This window comes from Streptococcus infantis (genome assembly GCF_047463315.1).
Taxonomy (GTDB): Bacteria; Bacillota; Bacilli; order Lactobacillales; family Streptococcaceae; genus Streptococcus; species Streptococcus infantis_AB.
Genome location: NZ_JASHEB010000001.1, coordinates 37,135 through 54,253 on the forward strand (window position 1 = coordinate 37,135; position 17,119 = coordinate 54,253).

General features: G+C 36.7%; 17 protein-coding genes. 3 read left to right on the forward strand and 14 right to left on the reverse strand.

Annotation, left to right across the window (positions count from 1 at the left end):
- Window positions 1-58: 58 nt before the first annotated feature.
- Both QM857_RS00185 and QM857_RS00190 read right to left on the reverse strand, forming a co-directional pair.
- Window positions 59-508 (reverse strand): SprT family protein, encoded by a 450-nt coding sequence (locus tag QM857_RS00185; protein ID WP_414274649.1) that lies wholly within the window; start codon window positions 506-508, stop codon window positions 59-61.
- Window positions 495-2,624 (reverse strand): Tex family protein, encoded by a 2,130-nt coding sequence (locus QM857_RS00190; RefSeq protein WP_414274650.1) that lies wholly within the window; start codon window positions 2,622-2,624, stop codon window positions 495-497. Before QM857_RS00190 ends, QM857_RS00185 begins: the two co-directional genes overlap by 14 nt.
- 155 nt (window positions 2,625-2,779) lie before the next feature.
- On the opposite strand from QM857_RS00190, the gene QM857_RS00195 reads away from it, so the two are divergent.
- The 3 genes from QM857_RS00195 to QM857_RS00205 are packed head-to-tail and all read left to right on the forward strand — an operon-like array spanning window position 2,780 to window position 4,629.
- Complete coding sequence (locus QM857_RS00195) at window positions 2,780-2,911, forward strand: SPJ_0845 family protein (RefSeq protein WP_000268695.1); 132 nt, start codon at window positions 2,780-2,782, stop codon at window positions 2,909-2,911.
- Window positions 2,912-3,817 (forward strand): permease, encoded by a 906-nt coding sequence (locus tag QM857_RS00200; RefSeq protein ID WP_414274651.1) that lies wholly within the window; start codon window positions 2,912-2,914, stop codon window positions 3,815-3,817.
- Entirely contained in the window at window positions 3,814-4,629 is an 816-nt protein-coding gene (locus QM857_RS00205; protein WP_414274652.1) for a TIGR03943 family putative permease subunit, read from the forward strand. Before QM857_RS00200 ends, QM857_RS00205 begins: the two co-directional genes overlap by 4 nt.
- A gap of 18 nt (window positions 4,630-4,647) precedes the next feature.
- Here QM857_RS00205 and QM857_RS00210 read toward each other — a convergent pair whose 3' ends face one another.
- From QM857_RS00210 to aguB, 12 genes are all read right to left on the reverse strand, one after another.
- Window positions 4,648-5,259: a tetratricopeptide repeat protein gene (locus QM857_RS00210; RefSeq protein ID WP_214261932.1), complete on the reverse strand. Its 612-nt coding sequence runs from the start codon at window positions 5,257-5,259 to the stop codon at window positions 4,648-4,650.
- 17 nt (window positions 5,260-5,276) lie between these two features.
- Window positions 5,277-6,329, reverse strand: coding sequence for a hypothetical protein (locus QM857_RS00215; protein WP_414274653.1), 1,053 nt, complete (start codon window positions 6,327-6,329; stop codon window positions 5,277-5,279).
- 8 nt (window positions 6,330-6,337) lie between these two features.
- The gene (locus QM857_RS00220; protein ID WP_371499706.1) at window positions 6,338-7,114 is read right to left on the reverse strand and encodes a DNA polymerase beta superfamily protein; all 777 of its coding nucleotides are present in this window, start codon (window positions 7,112-7,114) and stop codon (window positions 6,338-6,340) included.
- Between the two features lie 19 nt (window positions 7,115-7,133).
- Window positions 7,134-10,484: a DEAD/DEAH box helicase family protein gene (locus tag QM857_RS00225; protein ID WP_414274654.1), complete on the reverse strand. Its 3,351-nt coding sequence runs from the start codon at window positions 10,482-10,484 to the stop codon at window positions 7,134-7,136.
- Between the two features lie 7 nt (window positions 10,485-10,491).
- Window positions 10,492-11,091, reverse strand: a complete 600-nt coding sequence (locus QM857_RS00230; protein ID WP_414274655.1) for a restriction endonuclease subunit S — start codon at window positions 11,089-11,091, stop codon at window positions 10,492-10,494.
- A gap of 22 nt (window positions 11,092-11,113) precedes the next feature.
- On the reverse strand, window positions 11,114-12,079 hold the full coding sequence (xerA, locus tag QM857_RS00235) for a site-specific tyrosine recombinase/integron integrase (protein WP_414274656.1): 966 nt from the start codon (window positions 12,077-12,079) through the stop codon (window positions 11,114-11,116).
- Window positions 12,080-12,193: 114 nt separating this feature from the next.
- Entirely contained in the window at window positions 12,194-12,607 is a 414-nt protein-coding gene (locus QM857_RS00240; RefSeq protein WP_371499370.1) for a type II toxin-antitoxin system death-on-curing family toxin, read from the reverse strand.
- Window positions 12,604-12,840 (reverse strand): AbrB family transcriptional regulator, encoded by a 237-nt coding sequence (locus tag QM857_RS00245; protein WP_371499368.1) that lies wholly within the window; start codon window positions 12,838-12,840, stop codon window positions 12,604-12,606. The genes QM857_RS00240 and QM857_RS00245 overlap by 4 nt, the downstream gene beginning before the upstream one ends.
- A gap of 59 nt (window positions 12,841-12,899) precedes the next feature.
- A complete protein-coding gene (locus QM857_RS00250) occupies window positions 12,900-14,072 on the reverse strand; it encodes a restriction endonuclease subunit S (protein WP_414274657.1) in 1,173 nt (390 codons plus the stop codon).
- Window positions 14,069-14,632: a restriction endonuclease subunit S gene (locus QM857_RS00255; protein WP_414274658.1), complete on the reverse strand. Its 564-nt coding sequence runs from the start codon at window positions 14,630-14,632 to the stop codon at window positions 14,069-14,071. Before QM857_RS00255 ends, QM857_RS00250 begins: the two co-directional genes overlap by 4 nt.
- Window positions 14,633-14,644: 12 nt before the next feature.
- Window positions 14,645-16,102: a type I restriction-modification system subunit M gene (locus tag QM857_RS00260; protein ID WP_371499364.1), complete on the reverse strand. Its 1,458-nt coding sequence runs from the start codon at window positions 16,100-16,102 to the stop codon at window positions 14,645-14,647.
- 140 nt (window positions 16,103-16,242) lie between these two features.
- Entirely contained in the window at window positions 16,243-17,118 is an 876-nt protein-coding gene (aguB, locus tag QM857_RS00265) for an N-carbamoylputrescine amidase (RefSeq protein WP_414274659.1), read from the reverse strand.
- Window position 17,119: the final 1 nt, after the last annotated feature.

Consider the following 17,119-nt stretch of genomic DNA (forward strand, 5'->3'; position numbering starts at 1 on the left):
GTTTGTACCTCTTTCGATATTCTTGAAATAAGTATAACATGAACTAAAGATCCCTGCATCAGTCCTTGGGCTGATTTTTAAGAATAAGCTTCCCATGACAAAGACCACATCGATAACGTTTGGTGTCGATTCGTCGTTTTCTTTGATAGGGTTGGCCACAAGAGTAACATTTATAAACCAAAGCTGGTGTTTGAGAAGCAGTTGATAGAGGAGGAACAAAGCGGAGTCCATCCACTTCTTTTAACAGTTCCTTAAAAGCTAAATCCTTATGCTTATACCCTTCCCCCTCATAGTACAGATGATAATGACAGAGTTCGTGACGGACAATCTTCCGAAAAACATCCAAACCAAGTTCTTGATAGACTTTAGGATTAAAATCCAAATGCCCATCCTTAGGGAAAAATCGTCCACCTGTCGACCGCAGACGAGTATTCCATTGAGCCTGGTGTTTGAAAGGTTTTCCGAAGTCTTCTAAAGAAACTTGCCTAACATAATCAGTTAGATTCATCTGGTGCAAGGAGCGACAGATTTACTTTTTCACGTTGGACATCGATTTTCTTCACCCAAACAGTAACCAAATCACCGACTGAAACGACTTGATTCGGATGCTTGATAAATTTCTTGCTCATGTGTGAAATATGAATGAGTCCATCTTCATGGATACCGATATCAACAAAGGCACCGAAGTCAACGACATTGCGAACTACTCCCTCTAGTTTTTGCCCAACCTTTAAATCCTTGATATCCAAAACATCCTGACGAAGGACCGGAGCATCAAAAGAATCACGGTAATCACGACCTGGTTTGAGAAGATCTGCAATAATATCTTTCAGAGTTTCTTGACCAAGATCTAGCTCTTGAGCCATATCTTTGATAGAAACAGATTTGAGTTTTGCTTGCGCTTCTTCATTCAAGTCCTTAATATCCAAACGTTTGAAAAGTTCTTTAACCGCTGCATAGTTTTCTGGGTGAACACCTGTATTATCAAGGATATTGCTGCTTTCAGGAATGCGAAGGAAACCTGCTGCCTGTTCAAAAGCTTTTGCTCCCAGTCGAGGTACTTTTTTGATTTGAGCACGAGAAGTGATTTTGCCTTCTTCTTCACGATACTTAACGATGTTTTCTGAAATCGTTTTGTTAAGCCCTGCAACATGGGAAAGTAGAGCTGGACTGGCTGTGTTGACATTGACACCGACTTGGTTAACGACTGTATCTACGACAAAGTCCAGACTTTCAGACAATTTCTTTTGACTAACATCATGCTGGTATTGACCAACACCGATAGATTTGGGATCAATTTTAACCAATTCTGCAAGTGGGTCTTGCAAGCGACGAGCGATTGAGATGGCTGAACGTTTTTCAACGGTTAGGTCAGGAAACTCTTGACGGGCAAGTTCGCTGGCAGAGTATACAGAAGCTCCACTTTCGCTAACAATGACATAGCTGACTTCTGGAAAATCATTGAGAACTTCAGCAACAAAGGCTTCACTCTCACGGCTGGCAGTTCCATTTCCGATAGCGATGATTTCAACACCGTATTGGCCAATCAAATCTGCTAAATCACGTTTGGCTTCCTCAATCTGACGAGCTGAAGCTGGTTTGACTGGATAAATAACTTGTGTTGTCAACATCTTACCAGTCGCATCAACTACTGCAAGCTTAGCACCTGTACGAAAGGCTGGGTCAAAACCTAGAACCACGCGCCCTTTTAGAGGTGCTACAAGAAGGAGATTACGAAGGTTTTCTGAGAAGAGTTGGATAGCTCCTTCTTCTGCCTTTTCTGTCAATTCAGTGCGAATACGGCGCTCGATAGCTGGCAATACTTTTTTCTTAACAGATTGTTGAATCACTTCGTCTATATAAGCATTCTTAACCTTGAAACGAGCAGCAAAGAAGGCTTGAATACGATCAACTGCATGCTCAAATCCAATCTTCAAAATGCCTAGCTTCTCACCACGATTAAGGGCAAGCGTACGGTAACCCTGCATATTGGCAACTGTTTCTGAGAAATCGTAATAAATCTGAAAGACTTGCTTTTCATCCAAACTTTCGTCCTTGACTTGTGAAGTAATCTTAGAATGTCTAAGGACCTCTTGATAAGTCATTGAACGCAAGTTGACATCTTCAGAGAGAGCTTCAACCAAGATATCAACTGCACCCGCTAAAGCATCTTGTGGAGTCTCAAAACCTTCACAGACAAATGTTTCTGCTTCTTTTTCTAGGTCAGAAACATTCTGTAGGATTAAACGAGCAAGTGGGAAGAGTCCCGCCTCACGCGCAATGGTTGCCTTGGTCCGACGTTTTTCCTTATAGGGAAGATAAAGTTCTTCGACATCCGCTAATTTTTCGGCAGCAAGAATTGCTTCTTCCAATTCCTTGGTTAACTTGCCTTGCTCTTTGATTTTTGCTAAAACAGCTTCTTTACGATCGTTGAGAGCAGTTAGGCTTTTATCAAGGTCGATAATTGCCTTAATAGCCACTTCATCCAAGCTACCAGTCATATCCTTGCGGTAACGAGCGATAAAGGGAATCGTAGCCCCTTCAGCTGTCAAAGATAAGACTGTATCAATTTGCTTTAAGGTTACACCCAAATCTTGGGAAATTTTTTCATATTTTTTATCCATGAAACTATTATACCATAAGCAGGAAAGCTTGTTTTCATTAATTTGTTGCTTTATTTCAACTTTATAAAGATAAAAAGGAAGGTGATTATAAAATATAACTATTTCCCAGAAATAATAGTATAATAGAGGTAACACAAAGAATCGAGGTATGCCTTATGGCTGTTAAATTTACAAAAACTGATGACTTAGATAAGATGTTTGAAGAGTTCGCTAAACTACCTGATTTAAAGCAAGTGACATTTCCAGATGATAAAGAAAAGAAAGATAAGGCAGAAAAGAAAAAATAGATGGATCTCTTTCAAAACATGCCTTCAAGTGTTTTACAAGCTGGTGCCATTTTTCTATCAATTATCATTGAAGCTTTACCCTTTGTCTTAATGGGTAGCATCATCTCTGGTGCTATTGAAGTCTACGTCACTCCTGAGAAGGTTTATACATTTCTCCCTAAAAATCGTTTGGGGAGAATCTTTTTTGGTACCTTCATTGGTTTTCTCTTTCCCTCTTGTGAGTGTGGGATTGTCCCTATCATCAATCGTTTCTTGGAGAAGAAGGTTCCAAGCTATACAGCTGTTCCCTTTCTAGTAACGGCTCCTATCATCAATCCTATCGTTCTATTTGCGACTTATTCAGCTTTTGGTAATTCATTTAAAATGGTCTTACTACGAGCTTTGGGTTCGATTCTTGTCGCTACTATATTTGGTATTTTCCTTGGATTTTTCTGGGAAGAAACGATTCAAAAAGAAAATAGACTAGCTTGTCATGAACATGATTTTTCTCATTTAACAAAAGGTCAGAAACTTCTTCAAGTTTTTATCCAAGCTATTGATGAGTTCTTCGATATGGGGCGTTACTTGGTCTTTGGCTGTCTTTTTGCAAGCCTAGTTCAAGTCTATGTACCAACTCGTATTCTGACATCAATTAGTGCAACACCACTGCTTGCTATTATTCTATTGATGCTCTTATCCTTCCTACTATCGCTTTGTAGTGAGGCAGATGCCTTTATTGGATCTTCTCTTCTCTCCAATTTTGGCTTTTCTCCTGTTTTAGCCTTTCTGGTTATAGGTCCCATGCTTGATGTCAAAAATCTACTCATGATGAAGAATTATCTAAAAACTCGCTTTATTTGGCAGTTTATGACAATTGTGACTCTTGTTGTTCTTGTCTATTCTTATATAGTCGGGGTGATGCTATGATACGATTTTTTATCTTATTTGGCTATTTTATCTTAACCCTTTATCTGCAGCTATCAGGTAAACTAAATCAGTATCTAAACCTCCACTATTCTTATCTGGCTTATATTACTATGGTTTTGTCATTATTACTAGCCATCGTTCAAGCCTATATTTGCTTCAAGCGTTTGAAAGAACATAGTCACTTGCATAGTTTTTTAGCCAAGCTTGCTAGTTTTGTCCTCTTAAGTTTACCCTTGTTAGTTGGATTTACATTTCCAACTGTCACTCTGGATTCACAAACAGTATCGGCAAAAGGATATTATTTCCCTTTGTCGGAAGGAACTGACAAGGCAATCCAAGCAAGTGAAGGAACAAGCAGTCAGTATCTTAAGCCGGATACCAGTCGCTTTTATTCACAAACAGCTCATGAAAATATTATTCGGAAGAGTGCTGATAAATACTTAGCTAAATCAAGTATTGTTATCAAGGATGAGAATTACCTGGAGGTCATGGAAGCTATCTATGATTATCCAAATGAATTTGAAGGTAAGGAGATTGAGTTTACTGGTTTTGTCTACAATGATCCCAATTACGCCAATAGTCAATTTGTCTTTCGTTTTGGTATCATGCACTGTATTGCTGATTCGGGTGTTTTTGGTCTCTTGACTACAGGAAATAGCAATCAGTATGAAAATAACACCTGGGTCAGAGTCAAAGGTAAGATTAGGAATCACTATCACAAAGAACTAAACCAAGTCCTCCCAACTCTCGAAGTCCAGTCTTTCATCAAAGTAGACAAACCCGAAAATACTTATGTTTACAAAGAATTTTAAAAAGTAGCCTGAGGGGGGCTACTTTTTCTTGTTTAGTAAGGTTTTAACTTCTTGTGCTCCGATCTGATCGCCAGCTTTTTCAAAAAGTTCGATAGCTTGTAAAAAATTCTCTTGCGATTTTTCTGAATTTTCAGCAGAATAAATCTCACCTAAACCTCTATAGGAACAGGCTTGAGCTATCAGATCATCTGTTTGTAATGCTTGCTTTAAGGACCGTTCCATATAAATGATTGCTTTTGCTATTTCCCCTAGTTTTAATCGTAAATAACCTTGCTCATAATTATTGACAGAAAATTTGAGTGCATCCTCTGGAAAAGATTTTTCAATGATTTCTCGCTCTTTATCGATATAGTTAAGAGCTGTTTGATAGTCATTCATTTCACGATAAACCATGGCTAACTGGTGATATCCTATATGTTCATTTTCTTTATCTTGACTTGATATTGCTATTTCAAGATAGTTTTGATAAATTGTCAAAGCTTCTTTGTAATCTTTTTCAAAGAGCTTAATATATCCCATTAAATTGAGAAGGCTGTAATCCTTGCAAGTTTCTAACGAGAAAGTTTCTGAGACTAATTTCTTGGCCTCTTCAATCTTCCCCTCAAACAATAATTCCCAGGCTTGATTCATGCTTATTCTCCTCTAGCTTATGTTGTATAGAAATCAATCGACAAATCACTATCAGACTCGTATTTTTTCCATGCTAGGCTAAAGCCATAATAGTCTTCAAATTCTGGATGCCAGTCACAATAAAGTGGGATACGGCTAAATTTTCTTGCAACTACTTCATCTTCAAATTCTGGGGACTCTCCTGCAGTAATTCCAAATTGAAGGCCATTCAGTTCCCATGTATTTCCCCAAACATTTTCGTCTGATAGAACGTCAATCCAGCGAGAGCCGTCAATATCAAAATCTGCACATAATTCAAGTTCTAACAATTTTCTGTAGTTTACCTTGGCAGGCTTTATATAAAAGGCTCCATCAACCTGATACTTTTTATCTTGTACTTGAATTTGTGTGATTTTCATCGGAATTGGAACTCTATTTAACTCCAACCAAAAATAGCCTAGAGGAGTTTTGATTGCATGGTAAATTTGTTTAGACTCTATTTTTACTTTTTTCGAGCAAGCATTTAGAACTCTTCCATGCTCAAGTATATTTTTACAAACTATTTTTGAAGTCTCAGAATTAAAAATAGAATACCTACGGATGACCCTTTTTAACTTTTCAACGGGATAAGTGATATCTCTTGAGTAAGCATGATATTTCTGGACTACCAGAGCTATTTTTTCAATATTTTCCTTTCCAGTTGGTACAATCACACCATGCCCAATATGAATACTTGGATCATCACAGATATAAGTATATCCATTTCCACCTTCTTGAAACTCAACGACAACGAGATTCAACTCCTGATCAGGATCGAAAAGTGGTTCAACTTTTTCACTGGTCTGGCGCTCATAAAAAGTGAAACAACCTGGATTATCCTCTTCGTCAAAGACCATAAAACTACCACAATTTGGGCACTTCCACATATAAAAGGAAGCCTCCGAAATGTCTTTATAGGAAATTCTATCATGTTCGTCAGTATTGTTAAAAATATCCTCAAGCAACTCATCCGAATAAACCGAATAAGCATTTGGATCAGGCGCTTGGTGGTCGTTCATTGCTTGACCACATCTACATGTCCATTTTCCCATATCTAACCTCAGTCGCGACTTAATTCTTCAAGGAAAAATTGATTAAGAGCTTCCCAGTCTTTCTTCTCCTCGGTAACACTTTGGATGTAATCGTCTAGTTCTTTGATATTTTTGGTGATGTAGTCCTGGATGGGCTTAATGGGCTCAATTTCCATACCTTCAGGCCCATTTATCTTGATATCAAGCAAACTAGATACATGCTCTTTCATTTCATCAGGAAGCAATTCTTTCACTAAATCATCAAATAAAATCGGTGGAACAGAATGATATTTTTCTATCCAACGACAGGCTAAAATTGGACGCAGAGCATAGAAGTACTTTTTAGGTTTGACCTTGTCTCCAGAAAGATACTTATTCATTTGAGTTCTAGCAGTATTCAAGTAATGGTGGAGCATCTTTTTATCGGAAAAATACTGACTAACAAGCGGACGGATACGGTCAATAAAGCCTTCGTCTTGCTGGTAAACGATTGGCGACTGTAACCACTCAAAGAGGGTTGGGTTTGACTTATAAAGCAACTTTAAAGACTTGTCCAAATCCCAGCCACTCACATCCCAGGTATCGTCAATTGGTAGTTCGATAACATCGCGATGATCGTTCAAACTAAGATAAAAATCTTGCTTATGCTTGTAAATGAAACGCACATCAAAATCACTATCCGGAGACTCAAAGCCCCAAGCGCGACTACCAGACTCAATTGCCCACAATACGGTAACATCATAATCACGTTCAATTTCCGCTAGTTTTTCAGGTACCATAATATTCATTGCTTCTTGTGTTTGCATCATGCTTCTCTTTCTATATTCAAGCTACTTCTTCGGCACGATTATTGATTAAGTCAATTGTTTGGACAATATTCCTCAATATTGGTATTTGATGTTGAAATAGTACTTGTACGGAACCATAAGATTTAAACGGTTCTTGTGTCAGCATCGACTTATCCATATACCCATTTTCAACGACATAATCGACAATCAATTTCACAAAAGAAATTTGCTTAGCATTAAGGCTTTCATCTGACAAGAACTTAGAAAACACTTGATTAGCGGCCTCTCTATTCAAACCAATAATCTCTCGCACCAATCTAGGAATAGCCTTATTTTCATAGTGCTGCTGATAGTCAGTTTTACTTCCTAATTTTTCCCATAATAAAGTTTCTAATGCTAATAAATCTTGTGCAGTCAACTTCTTGTTATAGTACAATTTAGAAATTGCTTCTTCATCCAAATGAGCTTTCAAATAATGCTCAACTTTTTCGTTATAGGATCGAAGATCATTTACCTGCAAATAAGGAGTGCTTTCATATACAGTAGAAAGAATTCGATCTTCAAAATTGACATAATATACCTTTCGGTTCGTTTTATCTAAGAATTGCAATAAATCTCTTAGAGATAGGCGTATTTTTTCAAGTTCAGACAAGCTTACTTCCTCCCAAAATTCAGGTTCTTGTACTTTCCTGATAATTTCTGCCTGTGCAAAGACCTGAGGGATATTGCCAACAGAAGCAAGAGCCTGAGCAGTTTTCATGACTTGAGATATATGGATCCTTGATGGCTTAGAGGTTAGTTGTCCGACTTGAATTTCTAACATCCATAAATCAAATCGTCTCGCCATTTCATTTTCTTTATCATCATCAAACATGAGAGGGGAGATATGACTATGAAGTTGCTCGCATGAAATCGTTGTAAGATTTTGCCAATTTTCTAATTTCTTATAGGTATAAACCGTATCTAAGACCATACGTACCCTAAAGTCTAACTCATTCAAGTCTTCTACTTGTCTATGAAGGTCTGAGACAAGTTGCTGACGATACTCTCTTGCAAATGGATCATCTTGATAGTGATGGTCCTGTAGTTCACGAATCAAGTCCACCTTGATATTAAACAAACGCTGTGTCAATGGAACAATATGTCTTCCACTACCTTCTCTCGGATCTGCTTTGAAATATTCAAAGTTGTCACCATAATCAAATACCAAGAAATTTTCTTTATCTTGATCAGGTCCAAACAAATCTTTACAGAGACGGGTTCCACGACCAATCATTTGCCAAAATTTTGTTTTTGAGCGTACTTTCTTGAAAAAGACTAAATTGACAACCTCCGGGACATCAATACCTGTATCAAGCATATCAACTGAAATTGCAATTTGAGGATATTTCTCCTTAATTTTAAAATCATCAATCAAGGTTTGATAATGTTTAATACTGTAATCAATCACCTGAGCATAGTCGCTCCCCTTTTCAGGATAACGTTTATTAAAAATCTCTCTAATATATTCTGCATGATGATGATTCTTGGCAAAGATAATCGTTTTTCCAATCTCATCCCCTGAAGCTATCTGAATTCCTCTCGTCATTAATTCATCTAGAACAATCTCAACTGTAGCTTTATTAAAAATAAAGGAATTAAAAGCTCCAGCATCAATGTCTTTTTCTAGACTATCATCTTCAAATTGGCTATCAAAATATTCTTTATCTTCCTGGGATAGATCATCATAATGAAGGCCGTCTGTAGGTAATTCTAATCTGGTTTCAATTGAATGATAGGATACCAAGTAGCCGTCCTCAACAGCCTTCTCAAGATCATAAGCATAGGTAGGAACACCATTTTCTAAGTTGAAAAATCCATAAGTGTTTTTATCGAGATCCTGACGAGGTGTGGCCGTTAGGCCTAAGATTCTAGCATCAAAATAATCAAAAATGGCCTTGTACTTTTGATAAATAGAGCGGTGAGACTCATCAATAATAATAAGATCAAAGTGGCCAACAGTGAAAGGACGTTGAATGACTTCTTCCTGATCACTAATTGCTCCGATCATGGTCGGATAAGTAGAAAATACCATTCGACTTGATCTTGCCCCGGCTTTATCCTCTAAAAAGTTACAAACTGTAAGATCTGGAAGTAATTTCCTAAATGAATCATAGGCTTGCTTTACGAGAGATGTTCGGTCAGCTAGAAAGAGAACATTTTTGACCCAATTGTGACGTGATAGGATATCAACCAGAGAGACCGCTGTTCGAGTTTTCCCAGAACCAGTTGCCATGACCAAAAGAGCTTGTCTACGATTGTTGGAAAAAGCCTCACAAACACTTGCAATCGCATGTTTCTGGTAATAACGACCAGAAATATCGTCTCTGATTTTACTAGAAATATCCTCCAGTGGTTTTTGCAAATGCCGTCTGTCCATCAATAATTGCAATTCTTCTTGAGAATAGAATCCTGCAACCTGGCGACGATTTACACCATCAAGAATGTAGTGCTTGAGGCCATTTGTAATAAAACAAATCGGTTGATAACCTATTTGTTCCTCTAGCGCTTCAGCATATTCCTTGACTTGTACCTCACCAACTTCTGGATTCACTGCAGCCTTTTTAGCTTCAATAATTGCTAAAATCTTTCCATTTTTACCATAAAGAACGTAATCACAATAACCTGTTCCCGATCCGTGTTTCAGTCCATTAATAGCGACTTCTACCCGACAATTTTCTTCAAATGTCCAACCTGCTAGACGTAAATCAATGTCAATAAAGAGTTTTCTTGTCTCAGCCTCAGATAACTGATCGATGTGGAAAGGAACCTCTTGTCGTTGTGCAGCAGTTTCACGTTTTTCTGTATAATTCTCTTGAACTTCCAAGGACTGTACAGCCATTTGTTCATGAAAGTCAGGCATAACAGGTAAACTGTCTTGCAGTTCCACCATGGCTTGTGGTGTTTCTCTTTTCTTGACATTCTCTGAAAGTGGCAATAATTTCTCGTCAAAAAAACGTTCCACAAATTCATTGCTATAGCAGTAATCAATAAAGTTTACGAACTGGTACAAATGATGTAAGGCTAAAATCGCTTCGCGTTCCTTGATCTCCCCACCATGAGCAGCATGATTGCCCCAACGTATCAAGAGAACCATCTGACTATGAAGCTCTGGATCTACGATTTCTCTAAAGTCATCATCCCACACCAATGAAGACAAGGTAGCACGATAGGGGGCTTCCAAATAGGAATCATGACTATAAATCCAATGAACAGCTTGCTCCAAGGCACGACGAGCCATGAATGCTGTCGCTACAGTAGATGTCCCAATCATATTTTCAGCTTCTATACAGGGTTTTGAAAAAGATTCATACTCCTTGTTATTTAAAAGAAAATCAAAATTTCCCATTTTTCTCTCACTTTGAATATATAGATACGTATATTATACTAGATTTTAAGCTATTTCTCCACAGTTTTATAGCCATCTGACAAGCAAATTGTGATTTGTCAACCTGTGCCACAAAGTCTGCGAACTCGTTTTGAAGAGCTAGAGGAGGTATATTTAGCTTAAAATTATAAATGAAATCCTTGGTAATTCTTCTCTGGCCTCCACTTCCTGTCATCTTTCTCTCACCTTCAAGTCTAAATTTCGAAAGCATTGTTACATGGTATAACCAGACTGTATTTACTGTATTCTTGGGTCTAAGAACATGAAATTCAGTTGAACCAAATCCCACACCGTTCAATAGTCCAAATACTGGAGCACCTTTCCCATTTTCAAAGCAAGGCGTAATTTTTGCGACAATTACATCATTATCCTTAAAAAAAGTAAATCCCTTACGAACATCATCGATATTTCGATTTATAGATAAATCAATTTTCCCATTTTCACTAACGTTTGACATTGGCAAAAACGAAACATTGCCATTAAAATTTAGCAGTTCTTTCTTATTAGGATTTAACTCAATATGATCTTCTAATTTAGACTGTGGATTATCAAAAATATCCCCAAACATCTCGTTAAATCGGGATTTGCACTTAAGAAATGAATTTCTGATGGGAATGTTTGACATTACTTTGGTTGACCATAGCATAGGCTAAAGTTGTATCAATTTTACTATGTCCAAGAAGCTTTTGAACTTGTTCGATAGGCATTCCTTTATCAATTGCCTTTGTCGCTAGTGTTCTTCTAAATTTATGAGGGTGAACCTTTTGAATTCCAAGTTTTTGACCTAATTTTCGTAATCGAATCTCAACACCAGCTATTCCGAGTCTTTGGGCTTTTCCGAGCAAGCTAACAAAAAGAGCTGGATGATTATCCTCTCTACTATTGATACAGTTCTTTAAATGGATTTTCGTACGAGCATCAAAATATACAGGTCTTTCCTTTTTACCTTTCCCAAATACTACACATTCACGATTCTCAAAGTCAATATCTGAGCGATTCAGCTGCACAAGTTCTCCCACGCGCATTCCTGTTGAAGCTAGTAGATCGATCATTGCCAAATCTCTTAGGTTCTCACAATTATCTCGCATGATTTCAAGATGTTCATCCGTATAAGTTTCCTTTACAGTTTGTTCTGTCTTTATTTTTTTAATCCGTCGAATCGGATTTTTTATAATGTACTCCTCTTGCTCTAACCATGCAAAAAATGAAGATAGGATGCGTCGGATATTGTCCAAGTTTGCTTTACTACAATCTTTTTCTGACTGATACTGTGCTAGATAACTTCTCAGATCATCTGTTGTCAGTTGTGTTACAGACTGCTTAATACCTGTAAATAAATTTTCAATGGTCCTTTGATAATAACGAATGGTTTTTGCACTACACCCCTCCACCTGTTTAGCAGTAATGAACAAGGCTAACAAGGAATTATTCGTATACTTCTGTTGATTTACACCATTCACTAAATGGCGCTCTAAACTCTCCCGTAATGCTAGTAATTGTGCATTGTTTAAAAGGGGTAGCATTTCTTGAATGATGATTGTCACTTTTGTTTCCATTTTTTCTCACTTTCATTATTTCAATAAAAAGAGACAATATTAGTTTTCTGAATTACAGAATTCTAATACTGTCTGTTTATCTATTTTTTACTTATAGGATTTAAATATCCAAGCTTAAATTTGGCTATTAGCTCTAAATGAATGTTCAGAGATCCATTTGGTGTAGCTAGATAACCTTTCATCTGTTAAGGATTCTACTGCGATAGTTACACACATATCGACCGCTTCTTCAACTGTTACAGAAAAACGATAACCATTTAACTGTAGAAATTTCACCAAAACGAAGAAAGCAGTTCTTTTATTAGCATTGGCAAAAACATGCTTCTTGATCAATTGGACAAATAGTATCGTTGCCTTATCAAAGATTGTTGGATAAAGAGGTTTGCCAAAAACAAATTGTTCTGGTAAATTGACAATCATATTTAAGGCAGAAGGACTAACCGTCTGAATTTTTTCATTTGGCGAATAACGTTGAATTGCTAAAGCATTGATTTTCTCGATTTGCCTTTCTGTTAGATAGACTGTCATTTTTCCACCAAAGCTTTAAAAACATCATCGTATTCGTCAAAGATTTTGTCCAAATCTAAGTCAAAGGCATCATCAGATGCATAAGAAATCTGATGCCCAGACTCTTCGGGAATAAAGATAATTTCACCACTTGGTAACAATTTTGCTTCGTATTTAACACCACTTGGAATATTGAATTCACTTGGAATGGTGATGGTGATTGAATTTCCTTGTTTTCTTGTTTTTACTACCATCTGATTTCCTCCTTTGAAGTATTATAACAAATAATTACCGTAATTACAATGATAGAATATCAGCCAAAATACTCTTGCATGAGAGATTTTTTCAAGGTTTCCAGTTCTTCTAGTGATTTTTGAATTGCCAATTGTGATTTGTCTACCTGAGCCACAAAGTCTGCGAACTCGTTTTGAAGGGAAAGAGGGGGGAAAATCAGTTCAAAATTTTTAATCAGTTGACCGTTTAAATTAGGTTGATTTCCTCCTCGTCCAAGTTCTCGTAATTCGCTATACCTCAGCATTAATTGATGCCAAATAAAAACTGGATTGTCTATTTTATTTGGAAATATAGCACCACATGCTTGGTTGCTAGTAGATTCAACTTTGAGGATTGCACTTCTTCCTCTTGTTTGTCCTTGACCATACATAGCAATTAATATTGTATTAACTGGAAAAAGTTTAAGAGATGTATTTTCTAAAGCAAATTCTGTGATTTTTTCCTCAGTTTCCGTAATTTCTTTATTTATTACCTCAGTTGTTTTTACCCAATTAATCGTTCCGCTATCCCAATATAATTTATTATCTCTTGATGGTGTACTTCCACTAGAAAGTTCAAATTTTTCACCTATTTTATATTTGGGGAATAATGTAGTATAAAAATCCCCAAACATCTCGTTAAATCGGGATTTTACAAGGTTAGAAAGTTCACTAAGTTGCTTATTTCTATTTATTATTTGATACTCTAACATATCCAATATATCTACAATTGTATTTTGATTTTCTATAGTTTCAATATTAACTTTAGTTTTATTTAAATAGTCAGCTAACTTTAAATTAATAATGCCAGTTGTTTGATTTTGAAATTTTAACACCTTTTTTGTGTCATAGAAATATTTCATTAAATAAAATATATATTTAGAATTATATCCTGGTTTAACTCTTAAAATACTAGTAAAGTTATTTGTGAAATAATCTTGATCTGTAACATCGAAATATACAACACGTCCAACCGGTTGATTTGGACTACCTCCAGATTTTTCAATTATAATATCACCGGTTCTTAGAATTTTATCACTGTATTTAATTTTATCAATATCACGACATACAATATTATCTAGATTTAGTCTTCCAGAATTTAGAAAATTTGAGGTTCTAATTACTGCTGTTGACTCTCCTTTGCCACTATCCTCATTACCCCATTCACCATTTATAGATTTTTCAAATATATTTTGTAAAAAATGGATTGTCATGCAACCACCTCCTCGAAATATCGGGATTTGACGAGAAATTGATATTCTTTTATTACTTTTTTTCTAAGATAAATAAGATTATCAATCTTCTTGAGATTTTGAGTTTGTGTACATTGTACATCATAGGATGGTAGAATGATCTCAATATTCGAAATTATACTTTTAGAAATTTCCTTGAATGTTGCTCCACGTCCTATATTATTCAAAAAATTCTTCCTTGATTTAAAAAAATAATACAAATACTCATTATTTATCTCATTTGAGCAGATAAAATTTTTAAAACCTTGATTACAATACATTTCACATCCAGCAATAGCAACTTTCCCAATCGGAGCACGAGACGATAATAAAACTGTACCTATAGGAAATGATTTTAAGCCAGTTTTTTCAATTCCTAACTTACTAATTTTACGTTGTGTGTCAACTATGATAAAATCATCATCAGAAATTTCTGCTGGAGTAATCCATTTGTATTCTCCATTCCAATAATCTGGATTAGTACTTTTTGGAGTTGAACCTGTAACTATCTCACAAACTTCCCCCAACTTCACTTTTTTCATACGTTCATCTCCCTACTTTAGTAATTCTTCTAACTCTGCTAAGCCAGCTTGAATTTCTTTTTCTAGATCATTGATTTTCTTTAAGATGACTTCAGTTGGTTCATACTCAACTTTTTCATACTCGATTTCTTTGTATTTATTGATGGACAAATCAAAATCATTTTCCTTAATCTCATCAACTGGAACAAAGAAGGACAGGTCTGTTCTCTTGCGCTCTGCTTCTTTCTCTAATTGATGGAATCGTTGGATAATATCTGGAATATCATTTTCGTTGATAGGCTGGCGTTTATCATCTAAGCTCAAACCGTCTGCTTTCATATCGTAAAACCAAACCTTATCCGTCCCACCATTTCCAGTCTTAGTGAAGATAAGGATAGCGGTTGAAACTCCAGCATAAGGCTTAAAAACACCACTCGGCATCGAAATAACTGCATCTAGTTTATGATGCTCAACGATTTCCTGACGAATCCCTTTATGAGCTTTAGAGGAACCAAATAGGACACCGTCCGGTACAATAACAGCTGCACGTCCACCTGGCTTCAAAGTGCGTAAGAAAAGGGCAAGGAAAAGCAACTCTGTCTTTTTAGTCTTAATCGTAGCCAACAAATCTCCAGAGGTTGAATCATAATCAAGAGATCCTTTGAAAGGTGGATTGGCTAAAACTAGAGTATATTTATCAGCTTCTTCGTTATCTTGAGAAAGCGAGTCTAGGTAGCTAATTTGTGGATTTTCAACCCCATGGAGCATCATGTTCATAGCCCCAAGTCTCAACATTGTCGTGTCCGTATCATTCCCATGAAACATGGTATTGTGGAAATGCTTTACACTGTCAATATTTGTCTGCCACTCTTCTTTTCTACGGTCTAAATAGCGACTAGCTGAAACCAAAAATCCTGCAGACCCCATGGCAGGATCTGAAATAATATCCTTAATTGTTGGTTGCATGAGTTCAACCATCATATCAATGATATGACGAGGCGTACGAAATTGTCCATTTGCCCCTGCCTGAGATAATTTTGATAATAGATACTCATAAATGTCTCCGATATCTTTTATATCCATAGGTAACTCATCCAGAGCAGCTATAGCCTTTTGTAAGGTAGCTGGTTTATTGATTTGAAAGATGGCTTCACGCATATAACGTGAAAAGGCTGTATCATCTGTATCACCTTTTAAATTTTTGATAAATGGAAATATTTCTTGTGACATTAGTCGATAAACTTCTTGCGCATCTCCCAAATTCTTAAAGGTTGACCAGCGATATTCAGGTTTATCCTTTGGGAAAATTCCCTCATAGGGAATACCTAGAAATTCAGCATCATTTTCTCGTCCAAGTTCTACCCTATCCAAGTCTTTCATAAATAAAAGATAAGTCAACTGCTCAATGTTGGTCAAAGGATTCGCATTCCCCTCTGTCCATAACATTTCCCAAAGCTGATCAATCTTGTTCTTTAATTCGCCTGTAATCATATTTTACCTCTCAAAATGTTTCAATTTTAAAAATCCGACATACAAAATTTTAAAACTTCTTATACCCCATTTTATCAGAATCCTAGGACATTATCAAAAATTACTATAGTATCTACAGAAAAAAGCCTATATAGGCTTTTTCATCTCACAATATCTTTATACATGTCTGGTCTTCTGTCTCTAAACAAGCCCCAATTTAGGCGCTCATTTGCTCCCTTGTCAAGGTCATAAATCGTTAACAGGATGGCTTCGCCTTGTCTATCTGCTTGAGTCAAGATAGCTCCTGTTTCGTCCGTCATAAAGGATGAACCGTAGAAATTCAGTCTTGAACTTTGACCGCCATTTTCTTCACAAGGAGTGACTTCTTCTAAACCATAACGATTGGCTGCGATAACTGGCACAATATTTGCTGCAGCGTGTCCCTGCATGGTGCGTTGCCAATGACCACAACTATCTGTATCCAAAATTGGCTCTGAACCAATAGCTGTTGGATAAAAAAGCAATTCTGCGCCATTTAGTGCAAGACAACGGGCTGTTTCAGGAAACCACTGATCCCAACAAATGCCAATACCAATCTTGGCGTAGCGAGTGTCCCAGACCTTGAAACCAGTATTTCCAGGTGTGAAATAGAATTTCTCTTGGTAATAATGGTCATCAGGAATGTGAGTCTTCCGATAAACGCCAAGCACTTCTCCATCAGCATCAATGACAGCAATGGAATTGTATAAGACATTACCATCTTTTTCATAGAAACTGATTGGTAAAACCACTTTTAGTTCCTTGGCAATCACTTTAAAATGCTGAATGGCTGTATTTTCTGTCACCGACTGGGCATACTGGTAGTAGTCATATTGACGTTCCTGACAGAAATAGGGACGTTCAAACAACTCAGGCAAGAGAATAATTTGTGCACCTTGGTCTGCTGCTTGTCTAACCAAACGTTCAGCTGTTTGGATATTCGTTTCCACATCCTTAGCGCATTGCATCTGAATAGCTGCAACCGTTACATTTCTCATC